General features: G+C 71.7%; 11 protein-coding genes. 5 read left to right on the top strand and 6 right to left on the bottom strand.

The genetic code is table 11. From position 1 onward, the window contains the following. The first annotated feature begins 83 nt into the window (after nucleotides 1–83). The gene (locus LZ604_RS01635) at nucleotides 84–284 is read left to right on the top strand and encodes a hypothetical protein (RefSeq protein ID WP_234511693.1); all 201 of its coding nucleotides are present in this window, start codon (nucleotides 84–86) and stop codon (nucleotides 282–284) included. Nucleotides 285–358: 74 nt separating this feature from the next. After that, nucleotides 359–1,108: a hypothetical protein gene (locus LZ604_RS01630; RefSeq protein WP_234511691.1), complete on the top strand. Its 750-nt coding sequence runs from the start codon at nucleotides 359–361 to the stop codon at nucleotides 1,106–1,108. 33 nt (nucleotides 1,109–1,141) lie between these two features. Here LZ604_RS01630 and LZ604_RS01625 read toward each other — a convergent pair whose 3' ends face one another. From LZ604_RS01625 to LZ604_RS01610, 4 genes are all read right to left on the bottom strand, one after another. Next, nucleotides 1,142–1,897, bottom strand: a complete 756-nt coding sequence (locus LZ604_RS01625; RefSeq protein WP_234511908.1) for an HNH endonuclease family protein — start codon at nucleotides 1,895–1,897, stop codon at nucleotides 1,142–1,144. A gap of 177 nt (nucleotides 1,898–2,074) precedes the next feature. Then, the gene (gene mfd / locus LZ604_RS01620; RefSeq protein ID WP_234511688.1) at nucleotides 2,075–5,617 is read right to left on the bottom strand and encodes a transcription-repair coupling factor; all 3,543 of its coding nucleotides are present in this window, start codon (nucleotides 5,615–5,617) and stop codon (nucleotides 2,075–2,077) included. Between the two features lie 273 nt (nucleotides 5,618–5,890). Then, complete coding sequence (locus tag LZ604_RS01615; RefSeq protein ID WP_234511686.1) at nucleotides 5,891–8,470, bottom strand: ABC transporter permease; 2,580 nt, start codon at nucleotides 8,468–8,470, stop codon at nucleotides 5,891–5,893. Then, nucleotides 8,467–9,255 (bottom strand): ABC transporter ATP-binding protein, encoded by a 789-nt coding sequence (locus LZ604_RS01610; RefSeq protein ID WP_234511684.1) that lies wholly within the window; start codon nucleotides 9,253–9,255, stop codon nucleotides 8,467–8,469. Before LZ604_RS01610 ends, LZ604_RS01615 begins: the two co-directional genes overlap by 4 nt. A 478-nt stretch (nucleotides 9,256–9,733) precedes the next feature. Here LZ604_RS01610 and LZ604_RS01605 point away from each other — a divergent pair, with 478 nt between their 5' ends. The 3 genes from LZ604_RS01605 to LZ604_RS01595 all read left to right on the top strand — a co-directional run bounded on the left by LZ604_RS01605 (nucleotide 9,734) and on the right by LZ604_RS01595 (nucleotide 13,651). Further along, nucleotides 9,734–11,239 carry an MFS transporter gene (locus LZ604_RS01605; protein WP_234511681.1) on the top strand — a complete coding sequence of 502 codons (1,506 nt, stop codon included), beginning with the start codon at nucleotides 9,734–9,736 and terminating at the stop codon, nucleotides 11,237–11,239. Nucleotides 11,240–11,537: 298 nt separating this feature from the next. Further along, on the top strand, nucleotides 11,538–11,978 hold the full coding sequence (locus tag LZ604_RS01600) for a DUF485 domain-containing protein (RefSeq protein ID WP_234511678.1): 441 nt from the start codon (nucleotides 11,538–11,540) through the stop codon (nucleotides 11,976–11,978). Nucleotides 11,979–12,004: 26 nt separating this feature from the next. Then, complete coding sequence (locus tag LZ604_RS01595; RefSeq protein WP_234511676.1) at nucleotides 12,005–13,651, top strand: sodium/solute symporter; 1,647 nt, start codon at nucleotides 12,005–12,007, stop codon at nucleotides 13,649–13,651. Between the two features lie 45 nt (nucleotides 13,652–13,696). On the opposite strand, the gene LZ604_RS01590 is transcribed toward LZ604_RS01595, so the two are convergent. After that, a complete protein-coding gene (locus LZ604_RS01590; protein WP_234511674.1) occupies nucleotides 13,697–14,593 on the bottom strand; it encodes a cellulose-binding protein in 897 nt (298 codons plus the stop codon). Nucleotides 14,594–14,957: 364 nt separating this feature from the next. Continuing rightward, nucleotides 14,958–17,753 carry an SUKH-4 family immunity protein gene (locus LZ604_RS01585; RefSeq protein WP_234511672.1) on the bottom strand — a complete coding sequence of 932 codons (2,796 nt, stop codon included), beginning with the start codon at nucleotides 17,751–17,753 and terminating at the stop codon, nucleotides 14,958–14,960. Between the last annotated feature and the right edge of the window lie 7 nt (nucleotides 17,754–17,760).

The raw sequence follows: 17,760 nt of genomic DNA, 5'->3' as shown, positions 1-17,760 counted from the left end.
CAGCCTCTGCTTTATTGACTTTCGAACGAGCGACTTCGCCGTAACGGCGAGCGCCTCGACCAGGGGAGGGAACAGCCGTGGCCATGATGGGCAGGCTCACGCTCGGGGCCGTCGTCGGCCTCGTCGTCATCGGCACGGTCTCGGCCAACGCGGACCGAGCGGCCGGCGGGGCGGCACGGGAACGCCACGGCGGGACGCCGTCCATGTCCGCCGGGCAGCACCCGGGAGCCACGGGCGGCGACGGCAGCGCGCCGCGGACGCCCCGGGCGAACGCGACCCCCTGACCCGCCCTCCTCCTCACCCCACGTCATCTCACCGCACGTCATCTCCGCACGTCACCTCACCTCAAGGAACTCCCATGCGTCGCACCGCACTTGCCGCTCTCTGCCTCGCCGCCGCGGCCACCGCGGGACTCACCGGCTGCCTGCCCGGCCAGAACTCGGCGGACGCCAAGCCCAAGGAGCCGTTCGCCGGACTCACCGGCGGCGAGATCGCCGACCGGTCGATGAAGGCCACCACCGGCGCGACCTCGCTGCGCATGAAGGGCGACATCCCCGACGACGAGAGCAACGGCACCATCCGGATCGACATGGCCCTGAACAAGAAGGGCGACTGCGCCGGCACCATGAGCATGGGCGGGCAGGGCAAGGCCGACCTGATCAAGACCGGCGGCACCGTCTACATGAAGTACGACGAGGCGTTCCTGCGTGCGCAGGGCAAGGGCGACTCCAAGTCGGACACCGACGCGGTCGTGGCCATGATGGCCGGCAAGTGGACCAAGATGTCGGCGAAGGGGAAGGACGCCAAGGACATCGCCGGCTTCTGCGACCTGGACTCGGTACTGGGCGGAGCCGAGGAGGGGAACTCCGACGCGAAGCGGGGCGCGACGACCACGGTCGACGGCACCCCGGCCATCGTCCTGCACGAGAAGGACGGCAAGGACCGTTACACGCTCTACGTCGCCACACAGGGCAAGCCGTACCTCCTGAAGGTCACCAGCACCTCCAAGAAGGATCCCGGCTCGATCATCTTCACCGACTTCGAGCAGCGGGTCCCGGCCGACGCGCCCAAGGGCAAGGTCCTGGACCTGGACAAGCTGGGCGGCTGACCCGCACCGGCGACGGGCCCTCGGACGAGCGGTTCAGCCGCCGCACTGCTCCAGCATCATCCGCTTGTCGGACGCCGTCACGGGAAGCTCGTACTTCAGTGACACCTGGGCGAATCGGACGGCGTAGGAGCAGCGGATCCGCTTGTCCGGGGGCAGCCAGGCCGCCGGGCCGGAGTCCCCCTTGGCCCCGTTGGTCGGTCCGTCCACCGGGATCAGGTTGAGCGGATCGTTGGCGATGTCCTCCCGCTTGCCCTTCGTCCAGCGGGAGGCGCCCATCTGCCAGTCGTAGGACAACGGCATGACATGGTCGATCTGGACCGTGGCGGCACGGGACTTGGTCCAGTCGATCGTCTTCGCGGTGTACGGGTCGTGCAGCGTCATGGAGACCACGACACAGTCCGAACCGGACCGGAACCGGACGTTCTGCCCATCGCGTTTGAGGAGATCGTTCCGCGAGTCGCACCCGTTGTGGGAGAACGGGATGCCGCCCGGGGCCGAGTCCATCCACGCGTACCCGAACTCGTCCCGGTCATAGCCCGTCTTCGGGCCGCGTCCCTTGGTCGCCACCTTCCCGATCAGCGCCCGCGCCTTCGCGCGGTCGGCGTCCGACGTGATGGCCGCCAGTCCGGGCTTGGTGCCGTCCGGGTTGTCCAACGGGCTGACGGCACGCCCGTCACCGGCGGCCGGCGCCGAGGAGCCGGAGGGCGAGCCGCCCGCGGGCACATCGGCCCCCTGACAGCCGGTCACCGTGACCACGACCAGGGCGGCGGCGACGACCCCACCCCTCATATGCAGCACGCGAAGCCCTCCCCTTGCCCACACCGCTCGTCCGGACAGTCCCGCACCATGGGCGCGGCCTGCCCCGTCTCACGGTAGCCGCCGGTACGTCACGCTCCTACGACTGCCCCACGGCAACCGATGCACGCCGGGCGTGTGACCGGTGGTGAGCCGGATCGGGCCCCTGCCCTACGACCCCAGGATCGACGTCAGGAACTCCCCGACCCAGCCCAGCAGTTCCCGTCCGACCAGCGGCTTCCCGCCGACCTTCGCGGTCTTGGGGCGGGGCACCAGGACCTGGTGCAGCGCCGGCTTGACGACGCTCCCCGGGTACAGGCGCTTGAGTCGAAGTTCCTGGGACTCCCTCAACTCCACCGGAGCGAAGCGGATGTTGTTGCCCTGCAGAACGATCTCGCCGACGCCGCACGCGCGGGCGAGCATGCGCAGGCCCGCCACCAGAAGGAGGTTCTCGACCGGCTCGGGAAGCTTGCCGTAGCGGTCGACCAGTTCCTCGCGCACGGACTTGATGTCCTCCTCCGAGTTCACGGAGGCGATCGCGCGGTAGGCCTGGAGACGCAGCCGCTCGCCGGGCGCGTAGTCGTGCGGGACGTGCGCGTCGACCGGCAGCTCGACCTTGACCTCGAGCGGCGGCTCCTCCTGCACACCGCCCTCCAGGGACGCGCGGTAGTCCGCGACCGCCTCGCCGACCATCCGCACGTACAGGTCGAAGCCGACGCCCGCGATATGGCCCGACTGCTCGCCGCCGAGCAGGTTGCCCGCGCCGCGGATCTCGAGGTCCTTCATCGCCACATACATGCCCGCGCCCATCTCCGTGTGCTGGGCGATGGTCGCCAGACGCTCGTGGGCCGTCTCCGTCAGCGGCTTCTCCGGCGGGTACAGGAAGTAGGCGTAGCCCCGTTCGCGGCCCCGGCCGACACGGCCGCGGAGCTGGTGCAGCTGCGACAGACCGAAGTTGTCGCCGCGCTCCACGATCAGGGTGTTGGCGTTGGAGATGTCGATGCCCGACTCGACGATCGTGGTGGAGACCAGGACGTCGTACTTCTTCTCCCAGAAGTCGACGACCACCTGCTCCAGCGTCTGCTCCGACATCTGGCCGTGGGCGGTGGCGATGCGCGCCTCCGGCACGATCTCGCGCAGCCGCGCCGCGGCCCGGTCGATCGACTCCACCCGGTTGTGGATGTAGAAGACCTGGCCCTCACGCAGCAGTTCGCGGCGGATGGCGGCGCCGATCTGCTTCTCCTCGTACGGCCCGACGAACGTGAGCACCGGGTGGCGCTCCTCCGGCGGGGTCGTGATCGTGGACATCTCACGGATGCCCGTCACCGCCATCTCCAGCGTCCTGGGGATCGGGGTCGCGGACATGGTCAGCACGTCGACGTTCGCGCGCAGCTTCTTCAGCTGCTCCTTGTGCTCGACACCGAAGCGCTGCTCCTCGTCGACGATGACGAGGCCCAGGTCCTTGAACTTCGTCTCCGACGAGAACAGCCGGTGCGTGCCGATCACGATGTCCACCGAGCCCTCGCGCAGGCCCTCCAGAACCGCCTTCGCCTGCGTGTCCGTCTGGAAGCGGGACAGCGCCTTCACCTGCACCGGAAACTGCGAGTAGCGCTCGGAGAACGTGCCGAAGTGCTGCTGCACCAGCAGCGTGGTGGGCACGAGGACCGCGACCTGCTTGCCGTCCTGCACCGCCTTGAAGGCGGCCCGGACCGCGATCTCCGTCTTGCCGTAGCCCACGTCGCCGCAGATCAGACGGTCCATCGGAACCGACTTCTCCATGTCCTCCTTGACCTCGGCGATCGTGGTCAGCTGGTCGGGCGTCTCCGCGTACGGGAAGGCGTCCTCCAGCTCCCGCTGCCACGGCGTGTCCGCGCCGAAGGCATGGCCGGGCGCCGCCATCCGCGCGCTGTACAGCTTGATCAGGTCCGCGGCGATCTCCTTGACCGCCTTCTTCGCCCGCGCCTTCGTCTTGGTCCAGTCGGCGCCGCCCAGGCGGTGCAGGGTGGGGGCCTCGCCGCCGACGTACTTGGTGATCTGCTCCAGCTGGTCGGTCGGGATGTAGAGCCGGTCACCGGGCTGGCCGCGCTTGGCCGGGGCGTACTCCACCACCAGGTACTCGCGGGTCGCGCCCTGGACCGTGCGCTGCACCATCTCGATGTAGCGGCCCACGCCGTGCTGCTCGTGGACGATGTAGTCGCCGGGCTCCAGGGTCAGCGGGTCGATCGTCTTGCGGCGGCGGGCCGGCATCCGCGCGCCGTCGCGTCCGGCCGTCCTCTGGCCGGAGAGGTCGGTCTCCGTGAGGACGGCGAGCTTGAGGGCCGGATCCACGAAGCCGTACTCGATCGAGCCGCACGCCACGTGCACCACCGACGGGGACAGCGCCGCGAGGTCGGCGTCCAGGCGGGCCGCGATGCCCTCGTTGCCCAGCACCTCGACCGTGCGGGACGCCGGGCCGTGGCCCTCCGTCACGAACACCGCGCGCCAGCCGTCGGCGAGCCAGCCCTTGGTGTCGGCGAGCGCCTTCGCGGTGTCACCGCGGTAGGTCTCCGGGGCGTGCATACCGAGCTTGAGGGTGTCCCCGTCGAGAGTGTCCAGGTCGTCGGCGCCCGCCGCGAACGGCGACACCGACCACCACAGCATGCCCAGCTCACGGGCGCGCTCCCGGACGTCCGCGAGGGACCACAGGGAGGCCGCGCCGACGTCGATCGGCGCCTCGCCGCCGCCCGCCGTGGCCGCCCAGGACGCCTGGAGGAACTCCTGACTGGTCGCCACCAGGTCCCCGGCCCGCGTCCGCACCCGCTCCGGGTCGCACACGACGGCCATGGCGCCCTGGGGCAGCACATCGAGCAGCAGCTCCATGTCGTCGACCAGGACGGGGGCGAGGGACTCCATGCCCTCCACGGCGATGCCCTCGGCGATCTTGCCGAGCAGCTCGCCCAGCTCGGGGTGCTGCTCGGCGAGCGCGGCGGCCCGTGCGCGCACGTCCTCCGTGAGCAGCAGCTCACGGCAGGGAGGTGCCCACAGGCCGTGCTCGGCGACCTCCAGGGAGCGCTGGTCGGCGACCTTGAAGTAACGGATCTCCTCGACGTCGTCGCCCCAGAACTCGATACGCAGCGGGTGTTCCTCGGTGGGCGGGAAGACATCCAGGATGCCGCCGCGCACGGCGAACTCGCCGCGCTTCTCGACCAGCTCCACCCGGGAGTACGCGGCCGCCGCCAGGGCGTCCACCACCTCGTTCAGATCGGCCTGCTGTCCGCTGCGCAGGGCGACCGGCTCCAGGTCGCCCAGGCCCTTGACCTGGGGCTGGAGCACGGAGCGGACAGGGGCGACGACGACGGAGACCGGGCCGGTCTCCGGGTCGTCCACGCTCGGGTGGGCGAGGCGTCTGAGGACGGCGAGACGCCGGCCCACGGTGTCGCTGCGCGGGCTGAGCCGCTCGTGCGGGAGGGTCTCCCACGACGGGTACTCCACGACGCCGTCCGGCGGCAGCATGGAGCGCAGCGCGGCGGCGAGGTCTTCGGCCTCGCGTCCCGTCGCGGTCACGGCGAGGACGGGCCTGCCCGCGTCCCGGGCGAGCGCGGCCACGGCGAAGGGCCGAGCCGCAGGGGGGCCGACCAGGTCGACGTACATCCGGTTGCCGTCGGTCGCGGCCTTGACCGCTTCCGCGAGTGCGGCGTCCTTGACGACGGCGTCGAGCAGACCGTGCAGGCTCATGAGGGGGTATCCCGTCCCGGGTGGGCAACACGAACACCCGGCCACGAGGTTTTCGGGGGCCGGGGATGTCCAGCCTACGACGCCGGGTTCGCCGACGCCGGGGCTGTGGACAACGCCTCCCCGGAAGGATCGAAGGCGGCGGGCAAGGCGCGGGAGCAGAGCGCGGGAACGCGGGCACACGCGGTGGGACAGGGCACGGCGAAGCCCGGTGCCGGAGAGCCGCCGCCCCCGGCACCGGGCCAGCCCGTGCGCCCGTGCCCCCGTTGCCCCGGGCTACTCCGTGGCGATCGCGTTCAGTACGTTCATCCGGCCCGCCCGGAACGCCGGAACCAAGGCGGCGAGCAGGCCCACGAACGCCGAGCCGACGAACACCGCGATGATCGTGGACCACGGGATCTGCAGGACGTTCAGGCCTTGCAGGGCGAGGAGCTTCTGGGCGGTCGCGCCCCAGCCCATGCCCAGGCCCAGACCCAGCAGGGCGCCGAAGAGGGCGATCACCACCGACTCCAGCCGGATCATCCGGCGCAGCTGACGGCGTGAGAGGCCGATCGCGCGCATCAGGCCGATCTCCCGTGTGCGCTCCACCACCGACAGGGCCAGCGTGTTCACCACACCCAGCACCGCCACGATGATCGCCAGGGCCAGCAGGCCGTAGATCATGTTCAGCAGCCGGCCTATCTGGTCCTTCAGCGCCTTCTTGTAGTCGGTCTGGTCACGGACCGTGTACTGCGGATAGTCGTGCAGCGCCGACTTCAGCGCCGTGTACGCGGCGCGCTGCTGCCCGTCCCCGGCCGAGGCGAAGACCAGCACGTCGAGCGGCATCCTGTCGGACGGGACGTACCTCGCCACCGTCGCGATCGACACATACATCGCGCCCTTGTCGATCACCGCGTCGTCGCTGGTGATCGCACGGACCGTGAGCCGGGCCGTCCTGCCGTCCCGGAAGGCGACCGTGACCTTCGAGCCGACCCGGATGCCGTGCTTCTTGGCGAAGCCCTCGAAGACGGACATCGAGTCGGGCCGGTAGGCGTCCGCGAGGTTGCCGGCGACCGTCTTGGTGCGCAGATCCTGCGCGTATGTCGGGTCGGCGGCGTTGACGGTCTCCTTCGTGGTGGTGCGGCCGTCGGGCGTGGTCAGCGACACGTCCAGCACCTTGTACTCGGTGACCCGCTTCAGGCCCGGCGTCGACTTCACCGCCCGCACCGCCTGGGGAGTGATCAGCTGGCCGCTGTCCGACTGCACGATGAAGTCCGTGCCGACCGTCTTGTCGAGCTGCTCCGTCGCGGAGGCGACCATCGAGGAGCCGACCACGGACAGGCAGGCCACCAGTGCGAGACCGATCATCAGCGCGGCGCCCGTCGCCCCGGTGCGGCGGGGATTGCGCAGCGCGTTGCGCTCGGCCATGCGTCCGACCGGGCCGAAGATCCGCAGAACGACCGCGCCGAGCGCCCGCACCACCCCGCCCGCGAGCAGCGGGCCGACGACGACGAAGCCGATGAGCGAGAGGACCACGCCGAGCCCGAGCCACAGCGAGCCGTCCTTGGCCCGGTCGTCCGCGGCGGCCGCGTACAGGGCACAGCCGCCGGCGCCGGTGAGGACCAGTCCGAGCGCGGCCCGCAGCCGGCCGGCCTTCGCGTCCACGGGGGCGCCCGCGTCGCGCAGCGCGGCCATCGGGGAGACCTTCCCGGCACGCCGGGCGGGCAGGTACGCGGCCAGGACCGTGACCACGACACCCAGCACGAGACCGAGCACCGGAGTCGTCCAGGCGACCGTCAGGTCGTCGGTCGACAGATTCATGCCCATCGATCCCATGAGCTTCATCAGACCGATCGCGATGCCGACGCCGGCGCCGACGCCGAGCACCGAGCCGAACACGCCGAGCAGTAGAGCCTCGACCAGCACCGAGCGGTTGACCTGCCGGCGTGAGGAGCCGATGGCCCGCATCAGCCCGATCTCACGCGTGCGCTGGGCGACCAGCATGGAGAAAGTGTTGATGATCAGGAAGATGCCGACGAGGAAGGCGATCCCGGCGAAGCCGAGCATCGCGTACTTCATCACGTTCAGGAAGCTGCCGATGCTCTTCTGGTTGGCGTCGGCGACCTCCTTGGCGGTCTGCACCTTGTACGCGCCGCCGAGCCGGGCCGCCACGTTCCGCTTCAGCCGGGCGTCGCTGACACCGGAGGCGGCGGTGACATTGACGTTCGTGTAGACGCCCGTCTTCCCGACGAGGGTCTGCTGGGCGGTCCTCGTGTCCAGGTAGAAGACCGCGGCGCCGGGGTTGGTGACGGTGAACGCGGCGATGCCCGAGATCTTCGCGGTGTGCGTACCGACCGCGCTGATCACGCCGATCTCGTCGCCGAGCCGCAGGTGGTGCTGGTCGGCGGTGTCCGCGTCGACCATGACCTGCCCGAAGCCGTGCGGCGCCGTGCCGGAGGTGATCTTCTTGGTGCGGGCGTCGTTGACGTTCCAGCTGCCGACGATGGTCGGCGCACCGCTCTTGGGCGACAGGTTCCGCTTTTCCGCGTCGACGACGGTCACCGAGGTGGAGAAGACCGTGCCCTCCGCCGACTTCACCCCGTCGGTCCCGCGCACCTCACCGAGCACGGAGGCGGGCATGGTGGGCGGCCTGCCGTTGCCCGAGCGGGTCTCGCCGGTGTCCGAGGCGTCCTTCGCGCTGACCGTGACATCGGACGCGGTCGCCGTGAACAGTTTGTCGAACGTCGTGTTCATCGTGTCGGTGAACACGAGCGTGCCGCACACGAACGCCACCGACAGCAGGACCGCGACGGCCGACAGGGCCATGCGTCCCTTGTGCGCGAAGAAGTTGCGCATCGACGTCTTCAGCACGGTCATGACGTGCGCCCCCGGGCGTCGAAGTCCTTCATGCGGTCCAGGACCTGATCCGCGGTCGGCTGGTGCATCTCGTCCACGATCCGGCCGTCTGCGAGATACAGCACACGGTCCGCGTAGGACGCGGCGACCGGGTCGTGGGTGACCATGACGATGGTCTGGCCCAGTTCGTCGACCGAGCGGCGCAGGAAGCCGAGCACCTCGGCGCCGGCCCGGGAGTCGAGGTTCCCGGTGGGCTCGTCACCGAAGATGATCTCCGGGCGCGCGGCCAGGGCACGGGCCACGGCGACGCGCTGCTGCTGACCGCCGGAGAGCTGGGCGGGCCGGTGCTTGAGGCGGCCCGCCAGGCCGACGGTCTCCACCACCCGCTCCAGCCAGGCACGGTCGGGCTTGCGGCCCGCTATGTCCATGGGCAGTGTGATGTTCTCCAGCGCGTTCAGCGTCGGCAGCAGGTTGAACGCCTGGAAGATGAAGCCGATCCGGTCCCGGCGCAGCTGGGTGAGCTTCTTGTCCTTCAGGCCGGTGATCTCGGTCTCGTCGAGGAGGATCTGACCGCTCGTCACGGTGTCCAGGCCGGCGAGGCAGTGCATCAGCGTGGACTTGCCGGACCCGGAGGGGCCCATGATCGCGGTGAACTGACCGCGGGCGATGTCCACGTCTACGTGGTCGAGGGCGACGACCCGGGTCTCCCCGGCCCCGTACGCCTTGACGACCTGTCGCGCTCGCGCGGCAACGGCCGTACGCCCTCCAGTGCCCCCGTGCCTGGGAATGGTCACGGCCGATGTCATGACAGATCTCCTCTTTCCATTGCGAATAAGACGCGCGCCATTGCGAGTGAGACGCGCGGTGCCGCGCCAGGTCACATGCCACGAGACGCGCGCAACCGCGCCCCGTGGCTGAAGGAATGACCGGCGACGTCGATCAGTCTGGTGGCGGAGGGGCCCGGTCCGCGCTGGTGCCCGGCCCCGTCTTCCACTGGGGAAAACCCCACCCCCTCCGCTGCGGCCGGCACGACCCCCGTGCGTGCCGGCCCCAGCGCCGTAAAGCCAGATTAAGGACGCTCCGCCGCCCGCTCCTCCTCCGCCGGGACGAACCCTCCCCGAGCCCTAGTGCGGAGGTACCCCTAGGGGCTCTCCACCGACGGGTGGACCCCTCGTCAGGGTCGGCTCCACCCTCCGGCGGACCGAGCTTCCGCCCTCCCCCGGCGTCAGGGTCAAGTGGGAAGCTTGCGTGCGGCGGACAACAGGCCCTGGGGAGGGGAAACCGGTGGACCGTACGAAACCCGCTCTACGCGACACCGCACGGCGCACCGGAACCGACCGGCGTGGTGCCGCGGTAGCCGCGCTGATGCTGGCGATGGCGCTCGCCGCGCTCGACTCCACGATCGTGGCCACCGCCGTGCCGCAGATCGTCGCCGACCTCGGCGGCTTCTCCGTCTTCTCCTGGCTGTTCTCGGGGTATCTGCTGGCCGTGACGGTGACACTGCCCGTCTACGGCAAGCTCTCCGACACCTTCGGCCGCAAGCCGGTGCTGATCGCGGGCGCCTGCGTCTTCCTGCTCGGCTCGCTGTTGTGCGCGCTCGCCTGGAACATGGGAGCGCTGATCGCCTTCCGCATCGTGCAGGGCCTGGGCGGCGGCGCGCTCCAGGGCACGGTCCAGACACTCGCCGCCGACCTGTACCCGCTCGAGGAACGCCCGAAGATCCAGGCCAAGCTGTCCACGGTGTGGGCGGTGTCCGCGATCGCGGGTCCGGCGCTCGGCGGGGTCCTCGCCGCCTATGCGGACTGGCGGTGGATCTTCCTCGTCAACCTGCCGATCGGGGCGCTCGCGCTCTGGCTCATCGTCCGCCATCTGCACGAACCCCATCGCGAGGCGCGCACCCGGCCCCGTGTCGACTGGGCGGGCGCGCTCACGGTGTTCGCCTGCGGGGGCGTGCTGCTGACGGCGCTGGTGCAGGGCGGCGTGGCCTGGCCCTGGCTGTCCCAGCCCTCCCTGGCGCTGTTCGGCACGGGACTCGCCCTGGTCGCGGTGGTGGTCGCGGTCGAGCGCCGCGCGGCGGAGCCCATCATCCCCGGGTGGGTGTGGCGGCGCCGTACGATCGCCGCGGTCAATCTGGCGCTCGGCGCGCTGGGCTTGCTGATGGTGGCGCCCACGGTCTTCCTGCCGACATACGCGCAGGCGGTGCTCGGACTGGCCCCGCTCACGGCCGGATTCGTGCTGTCCGTGTGGACGGTGAGCTGGCCGGTGTCCGCGGCGCTGAGCCAGCACGTGTACCGCCGCATCGGCTTCCGCGACACGGCGATGCTCGGGATCGGCACGGCGGCGCTGCTCCTGCTGGTCTTCCCCTTCCTGCCGTATCCGGGCGAGGCCTGGCAGCCCACCCTGCTGATGCTCCTGCTGGGCGGTGCGCTCGGCCTCTTCCAGCTTCCGCTGATCGTCGGTGTCCAGTCGACGGTGGGCTGGGCGGAGCGCGGCACGACGACCGCTTCGGTCCTCTTCTGCCGTCAGACCGGCCAGACCGTGGGGGCCTCGGTGTTCGGCGCGATCGCCAACGGCGTACTCGCCGCACGTCTGGGAGGCGCGGGCGATCTGGACTCGGTCACCCGGGGCCTGGGCTCGGGCACCGCCCCGGAGGCGACGCGCCGGGCGATCGCGGACGCGGTCCACGCGGTGTACCTGGGCGCGTCGTGCGCGGCGGGCCTGGCGTTCCTGGTGCTGCTGTTCGTGGCCCCGCGACGTTTCCCGGTGCTGACCCGGGACGCCCGGGACTGAAGTGCACACGGGTGACGGCACGGGCCGTTGAAGCAGCCGATGAAGCAGCCGTTGCGTCAGCCGTTGAAGCAGCCGAGGAGAGAGCCGGGAAAAGCAGCACTCGAGGAAGTAGTCGATGACGTAGTCGGTGCAGTAGTCGGTGAAGTAGTCGGTGAAGTAGTCGGTGAAGTAAGCGGATACCGACCGCCCAGTTTGGTGAAAACCCCGCACAGCCCCGATCGCCGCGAGTAGCGTGCGTCGCCGCCCACCGCTCCCTGCGGTCCGCCGCCACGGACCCGAGCCTGCAAGGAGAAACGGAATGTCCGACGCATTCCGGTCGCCGTACGCGTCGCCCGAGCACTCCCCTCCGTACCACGTGCCACCCTCGTATCCGACCTATCCCTGGCAGCCGCCGCCCGTCGAGCAGGTCCGGCGGCGGCCACCGAGCCACCCGCCGCTCGGGCACCACAGCGATCTGCGGGTGCTGCGCACCGCCTACCGCTGGCAGCGCCGTGTGGCCACGCTCACCGCGCTGGGCTACTTCACGCTGTTCCTGATCCTGTCCGCGTTCGCGCCGTCCTTCATGACCACCGAAGTCTCGGGCGGTCTGACCACGGGCCTGCTGCTGGGCCTGCTCCAGGTCCCCGTCGCCTGCCTGGCGATCGGCGTCTACGAGTACACCGCCCGCCACACCGTCGACCCGATCGCCGACCGGATCCGCAGGCAGGCGAGCCTGGACGCCAGGCAGGGGTCCCTATGATGACCGCCTCGAGCGCACTCGGCACGATGAGCACGGCGAGCGGTGTGCACCCGGCCGGCGGATTCACCGGGTTCAGCAGTTCGGCGCAGGCCATGTCGCTGGTCGCGTTCACCACCGTCGCCACGATCACGCTCCTGCTGTGCGTGATGACCGGACCCGATCGCGACGACCTCGACGAGTTCTACACCGGCTACAACTCCCTGTCCCCGATGCGCAACGGCCTCGCCATCGCCGGGGACTACATCTCCGCCGCGACCGTGCTCGGCACCAGCGGGATCATCGCGCTCACCGGCTACGACGGCGTCGTCCTCGCGCTGAGCACGGCGCTGTCGCTGATGCTGCTGATGTTCCTGCTGGCCGAACCCCTGCGCAACGCGGGCCGGTTCACCATGGGCGATGTGCTGGCGCGCCGTATGCCCGGGCGGGCGGTGCGCATGGCCGCCTGCGGGGTGACCCTCGCCGCGCTGCTGCCGATGATGCTCGTCCAACTCGCCGGCACCGGCGACCTGCTGGCGTTCCTCCTCGGGTTCTCCGGCGACTCCCTGAAGACCGGCTGCATCATCGGCCTCGGCGCCCTGATGATCAGTTACGCGGCCATCGGCGGTATGAAGGGCACCGCCCTCATCCAGATCATGAAGATCGTGATGCTGCTCGGCACCGGCTTCGCCGTCGCCGCACTGGTCCTGCGCCGCTTCGACTGGGACCCGGGCGCGCTGCTCACGGCCGCCGCCGGCAACAGCGGTGTCGGCAGCGCCTTCCTGCACTCGGGCCTGGAGTTCGCGGACGGACCGGCCCCCCGCCTCGACATGATCACCTCGGAGCTGACGGTGGTGCTCGGCGGCGCCTGCCTGCCGCACATCACCATGCGGATGTACACGGCGAACAGCGCCCGGCAGGTGCGCCGCTCACTGTCCTGGGCGGTGCCCTCGGTGGCCCTGTTCGTGCCGGTCATCACCGTGGTCGGATTCGGCGCGACCGCTCTGATCGGGCGCAAGACCATCGCGTCGGCCGACCCCCAGGGCAACACCGCCTATCTGCTGGGCACCCGGGCCGCTTTCGGGCCGACCGTGTCCACCGCGGGGACGGTGCTGTTCACCGCGGTCGCCACGGCGGTCTTCCTGACCCTGCTGGCCTCCGTCGCCGGGATGATCCTCGCCTGCGCCAACTCCCTGGCGCACGACGTGTTCGCCGCCCGGGTGCAGGAGATGCCGCCGCGCCGCGAGATGGCCCTGGCACGTGTGTCCGCGCTGGTGGTCGGCGTCTCGGCGATCCTGCTCGCCACCCTCGTCCAGCACCGCAGCCTCCAGCCGCTGGTGACGCTCTCCTTCTGTATCGGCGCGTCCGCGATCGCACCGGCCCTCGTGTACGGCCTCTTCTGGCGCCGCTACACCCGGAGCGGACTGCTGTGCACGCTGATCGGCGGCACGCTGACGGTCCTCGTCCTGATGACCGGCACCAACCTGGTGTCAGGCTCACCCGCCTCGGCCTTCCCCGAAGCCGACTTCAACTGGTTCCCGTTCACCACCACCGGCCTGGTCTCCATCCCACTGGGCTTCGCCTACGGCTGGCTGGGCACGATCGCCTCCGGCCGCCACCAGGCCGCCGAGCAGCGCCGGCAGTACGAGGCGGTGGAGGGGTGGATCCTGGCGGGGGCGGTCCGCAGAAACGGGTAGATCACCGAGCGGGCGAGACGGCCCCCGCAGGGTCCTCGCGGGCCCTCAAGGGGCCTCCCGCTCCGCGGGAGCCCGGCCCGTCAGCATGGCGAGGCTGTTGCGCACATGGTCCATCTGGGCCTGCACACGGTCCCACGCCTCGCCGTGCTCCCGCAGCACCCTCTCCGTCTCCCGCGCGATCCGGTCCTCCCGCAGCCGCGCCTCGGCGACCAGCTCCGCGGCACGTGCCTGGGCGTCCCGCTGCACCCGCCGCGCCGACTCCCCGGCCTCGGCGAGCGCCCGTTCCGCCTCCGCCAAAGCGGCCTCCGCCTGCGCCACCCGCTCCGCCTCCGACGCCTCCATCTGCGCCAGCCGCTCGGCCTCCGCGCGCTCCTCGGCCTCCCACAGCTCGGCCTGCTCCCGCTCCTGCTCGACGAGCAGGGCCTCGGTACGCTGACGCACCTCCCGCAACGCGGCGAGCGCCTCCGCGCGCCCCTCCTTGACCTCGCGCCGCGCCGTGACCCGTACGTCGTCGGCCTCGGCACGGGCCGCCAGCAGCCGGGTACGGATCCGCTCCTCGGCCTCCCCCCGCACCTCGTCGGCGTACGCCTGCGCGGCCTCCCGCACCCGCCGCCCCTCCTCCTCCGCCTCCGCGACCAGCCGCGCCGCGTCCCGCCGGGCACCCTCGCGTACGGCCTGGGCCTCCTCCTGCGCCAGGCCGAACACCCGACGGGCCCCGTCACCGAGGGCCTCATAGGTCTGCGGGGGCAGCTGCGCCACCGTCTCGTGCAGCCGCGCCAGTTGGGCCTCCATGTCCTTGGCCAGCACGGTCAGCCGGGCGGCGCGCTCCCAGGCGCCGTCACGTTCCCGCGAGAGGGCCGCGGTATACGCGTCGGCCTGGTCGGGACGGTAGCCGCGCCGCACGGACACAAAGCCGTGCGGCGACCCCGATGCGCTGCTCATCGTGGAACCCCTCTCCACCTGACCCACAGGAAGCGACGATTCGCGCACATCCTTATGGATCAGACGGAAGTGTTCATAACACGACACTCCGCGCATAAGCAATGGACAGGGATGGGTCACGAGGTGCACGCGGGGTATCGCGCGCGCGGTCGCACCGCAGGCCCCGCACGCCGTCGCACACCACGGCGCGCACACGGCACAACAACCGCTCCACGTGCACACGGACACACGAACGGAAGCAGAGGCGAACCCGAGGCGAACCCCGAACCGGCCCGAAAGGGGGAACAGAAAAGGGCCGGACCCGGTCGCACGAAGGAGTACGGCGACCGGGCCCGGCCCTTGACGGAGCGTCAGCGGTGGATTGTCACAGCAGACCGTCCCACATCTGCTCGAGCAGCACCGACCACCAGCTGTCCGGCGAACCGAGCGCCGCCGGATCGAGGGAGGCCAGCTGCGCCTGGAAGTCGACGGTCCAGCGGCCCGCCTGCTCCTGGTTGAGCCCGTACCTCAGCCGCCACATCCGGCCGAGCAGCGCCAGACAGCGCACGAACTCGGGCAGCCCCGTGTTCACGTACTGCGGCGGTGCGGAAACACCGCCGGGCCCGGCCTCCACGGGAACCGCGACGATGTTCGCCGTGCCGTACTGCACACAGATCGCCTTGCCGAAGTCGCTGCCGAGGACGAGGTACGAGCCCGCGTCCGCGGCCGGCTGCAGCCCGCGCTCCTGCGCCAGTTCGGCCAGCGTCGGCACCGGACGGCCCGGCTGGGCCTGCGCCCAGAAGAACGGACCCATGTCGACCGGCAGCCCCGCCACCACCAGAAGCTGCGCCACGATCGGCGGCACGCCCTGCCGGGAGACCGCGGCCTGCTCGAACCGGAAGACCCCCGGCCCGAAGGCGGCGGCCATCTCCTGCGCGATGCCCTCCGGCGGGATCGGCGGCGCGGGCTGCACCGGCGGCAGTGGCGCACGCACCGGACCCGGGCGCGCAGGGCCATCCGCGACCTGGTGCAACTCACCCTGATGAGCGAGCAGTTGCTGCATACCCTGCTGACGCGAGGCATGGTCGGTCCCGTACGGGGCGATGCTGGCGATCCGGGCCTGCGGCCAGTTCTCCCGGATCATCCGCGCGCAGTAGGCACCCGGCAGCTCGCACGACTCCAGCTCCGTGTGCAGCTCGAGCACCTGGTCCGGCGGAACGTTCAGGCCGCGCAGCTCGTGGAAGATCTGCCACTCCGGGTGCGGGGTGCCCGGCGCCGAACGCCGGATCAGCTGCTGCTCGGAGCCGTCCGGAGCGCGGTAACGCAGCACGGCCTGATAGCCGGGGCCGACCGTCGGCACACTCTGCGGATAACCGTACGACGGCTGCTGCCCGGGCACCGGCCCCGGATCGGCAGGCGCCGCACCCGGAACACCGGGCGGCGGGGGCACCCCCGGACCTCCCACAGGCGGTCCGGCCAGCACGGTCTCGGCGTGGTGCACGGCACCGGGGGCAGCCGGGACACCAGGGGCACCCGGAGCGCCGGGGGCAGCCGGGATCCCGGAAGCGGCCGGGACACCGGGAGCCGAGGGAGCACCCGGCACGCCCGGACGGTTCGGCGGGCCCGGAGGGTTGGGCGCGCTCGGAGTGCCCGGGGGCACGCCCGGACCGACGGGCGGACCGGCGAGCATCGTGGCCGCGTGGTGCACACCACCCGGCGTACCGGCAGGCGGCTGCGGCGCACCCGGCGGCGGAGTGCCCGGGGCCACCGGGGCACCGGGGCCCTCCGGGCCGAGCTGCGAGACGAGCTGCGTGGGCACGTAGCCGCCCCCCGGAGCGCCCGGCGCCGAGGGCTGAGGCGTCGCGCCCGGCCGCGCCCCGGGCACGCCAGGAGCGCCCGGCGGAGGCGGCGCACCACCCGCGCGCGCGGCCCGCGGCGGAGCCGCCTTGCTGGTCGCCGCGTCGGCGATGTCCTCGGCGTTCGGCGCGAGCCGCCGACCCGGCCCGGACGAACCGTCCGGAGCCTGCGGCACGTTCGGGATCTGCGGCACACCTGGAGCCTGCGGCACGTTCGGCATCTGCGGCACACCTGGAGCCTGCGGCACGTTCGGCATCTGCGGCACACCTGGAGCCTGGGGCACACCGGGAGGCTGCGGGCCACCCGGCGGCGGCGGTCCGGGAGGCGGAGGCGGCCCCTGCGGCACACCCGGCCCGCCTTGCGGCACACCCGGCCCGCCGTGCGGCACACCCGGCCCGCCCTGAGGCACACCCGGCCCGGGCACACCCTGAGGCACACCCGGCCCGCCCTGCAGCGTGATCTTCGCGTCCGGCGCCGACGCGCCCGGCGGCGTACCGTCGTCGGCGTCGCTCAGCGGCGGCGCGATCACGGTCGCCGGAAGCGGCACCGAACGGTCCTCGCCCCCGTCGGCGTTGGTGTCGGTCCCCGCCCACGGCGTCGCCCCCTCGGGCACGCCGGGCACCGCGTCCCGCACCTCGTCCCCGCCCCCGGCCGCGGGCCACGCCGGCACAGACGTCGTACCCGAGACCCCCGGGACACCAGCCCCCGAGGCTTCCGAGGAGCCGGAAGCCACCGAGGGCCCGGAAGCGGCGGCGGCAGCCGCGATCGGCGCATTCCCGGCAGCCGCAACCGGCGCATTCCCGGCAGCCGCAACCGGCGCATTCCCGGCAGCCGCAACCGGCGCACTCCCGGCAGCCGCGCCCGGAGAAGAGCCGACGCCGCCCGGCGCCCCCGCGGTCGCCCCGGACGGCGGCGCGGACGGCACCCCGCCACCCTGCGGCCGATCCGGAGCCCCCCGCCGGTCCGCCTCCTCCTGGAGCCACTCCGGCGGGCTCAACAGGAACGACGTCTGGTTCAGATCGCCTCGGGCAGCGGGCGCCGGCGCCTGCCGAGCCGGCGCCTCCCTCACCCCGTACTCCTCCTCGTAACGACGGATCACCTCACCCACCGGCAGCCCCGGCCACAGCGTCGCCTCACCGCTGTCACGGGCGATGACGAGCCGCTGCGCGCCCCCGTCCGACCGCGGCCCCTCGGCCCGGTCCTCCGCCCACACCACGAACCCGAGCCCGAACTCCCGTACCCGCACCTCACGATGCTGATACGACGGAACGTCCCCGTTGATCCACTCTTCCGCGCGCTCCTGCGCCTGCGCGAACGTCACCATCGCCCGA

It is taken from the genome of Streptomyces glomeratus (assembly GCF_021462825.1).
GTDB lineage: Bacteria > Actinomycetota > Actinomycetes > Streptomycetales > Streptomycetaceae > Streptomyces > Streptomyces glomeratus.
This window is presented reverse-complemented; position numbering and strand designations above follow the sequence as displayed.